Raw genomic sequence first — 1,756 nt, forward strand, 5'->3', positions numbered from 1 at the left:
ACGGTCATCAACACGGGGTCTACCGTGGCTCTTTGGGAAAAAGGGCCGCAGACGATCCATCTGTTCATCTGTCAGCCAAAACAGGTCGCTCATTACCAGTCTCCTCGCAGAGCCTGAATCAGATTTCCACAATCAAATCAATGGGTTATGGGCTTAAAAAGGCCATACCTCAACCGTAAGCGCCGCTTCCTGTTTCGATGACTGCGACGGGACTTCACTCCCAACCCACGCTGCCAGGGCGGCAAGGAGAGACTGGATGTTCTGCTGTGTCTGTTCAAACCCGCCTCCCGGTTTGAGCGTCGCAGCATTCAGATAGAGGGAGCGGCAGATCTCCAGTTGGACGGCATGGATATTCTGCTCGGGACGGCCGTAATATTGGGTAATATATCCGCCGGCATAAGGAATATTCCGACGAACCGAATACCCTAGGCTTCCAAGTATGTTTTCAATAATATCCGGCAAAGCGGGGACGCAGCTTCGACCATGAACGTCACCCAGAACGACATCACACGATCGCGCATAAGGCAGCTTAGGCATGGAATGGGCTTCCAGAAGAATGGCATAACCAAATCGCGCCTTCATATCACTCAGGAGCGCCGTAAGGGCCTCGTGATAAGGCAGCCATGCCGCCGCAATCCGGTCCTTTATCTCCGAGAGATGAAGCCGCTGTCCGTACACCTGCCGTCCCTGCGACACGTAGCGTGGAATGACTCCGAACCCCGCCTTCACCTTCTCCGTAAGTAGAACCTCGTCATCAGGCGGTCGCGGATCAAACATTTCCGCATCGACTTCGCGCCAGTCGCGATTCACATCGCACCACACACGGGGAAGTTCGGCACAGATTAATGTTGCGCCAAAATCCGGTGCCTTTTCAAACAGTCGATCCACAAACCGGTCTTCGCTCTGTTGCAGCTCATGAAAGGATAGCGAGGCACTGTCGAGAAAATCCGACGGATAATTCCTTCCGGAATGTGGAGATGAGACAAGCAGAGGAATCGCAGTATTCCGCGGTTTATTCACCGTGAAGGACGTCAGTGGTACAGGGATTTTCATATTTTTTGCATATTTGGTCCCACAGGGGGTTGCAAGGTTTTTCGGATACGGCTAGAAACCGCCTCACCGGATCGGGGGGCGCATAGCTCAGCGGTAGAGCACTACCTTGACATGGTAGGGGTCACAGGTTCAATCCCTGTTGCGCCCACCACTCGGTCCGGTGATAAATTCCCTCGGAATTAATCATTTTTCTTCGATGTCTCTATCGATTTATTAGACCGTACGCTTCGGTCTATGTCGAATCATGACAGCTGAAACCACTCCTTCTTGAACAATTCTGTGCAAAATCCGTGCACCCATCACGGCTTTCTGGCCGCTCATGCGAATCGACTAAGAATTATTCAGCCATCGATGCCGAACCATGCAATGACCTCCACCCAATAGGCATCTGGCATCACCTTGGCGTACCGCGCCGCCGTGGTGATGTTGCGCCATCCACCGTCAGCTTTGAGGCGCATTAGCTCCCTTGTGCAGGCAGTATTGCTAGTTCGCTTATGTGTATCGGGAAACATACGGGGTGACGCCAGGGACGAACACGCTCTTCGGCTTCTCGAGCTTTTGGGGTTTCCATACACGCATATACCCCGGTAGGCCCACTTTGCGACACAAGACTGAGCATCCGGACTTGATCTAGGTTCAGGACTCATAGCCAGAACATGAGGGTTGCGGCGAGGCAGATGGCTGAGAAGAAGACTGTCGGAGA

Annotated in this window: 1 protein-coding gene, 1 tRNA gene and 1 pseudogene; 1 reads left to right on the forward strand and 2 read right to left on the reverse strand. The window is 53.0% G+C overall.

From position 1 onward, the window contains the following. Nucleotides 1-93 (reverse strand): annotated as a pseudogene (locus GSP01_RS14530) (IS5/IS1182 family transposase); the annotation flags it as partial. A gap of 60 nt (nucleotides 94-153) precedes the next feature. Further along, nucleotides 154-1,053: an N-formylglutamate amidohydrolase gene (locus GSP01_RS14535; RefSeq protein WP_141354677.1), complete on the reverse strand. Its 900-nt coding sequence runs from the start codon at nucleotides 1,051-1,053 to the stop codon at nucleotides 154-156. Nucleotides 1,054-1,129: 76 nt separating this feature from the next. On the opposite strand from GSP01_RS14535, the gene GSP01_RS14540 reads away from it, so the two are divergent. Then, a tRNA-Val gene (locus tag GSP01_RS14540) sits at nucleotides 1,130-1,204 on the forward strand. Nucleotides 1,205-1,756 lie beyond the last annotated feature (552 nt).

This window comes from Gluconobacter sphaericus NBRC 12467, assembly GCF_006539125.1.
In the GTDB taxonomy this organism is placed as follows: domain Bacteria; phylum Pseudomonadota; class Alphaproteobacteria; order Acetobacterales; family Acetobacteraceae; genus Gluconobacter; species Gluconobacter sphaericus.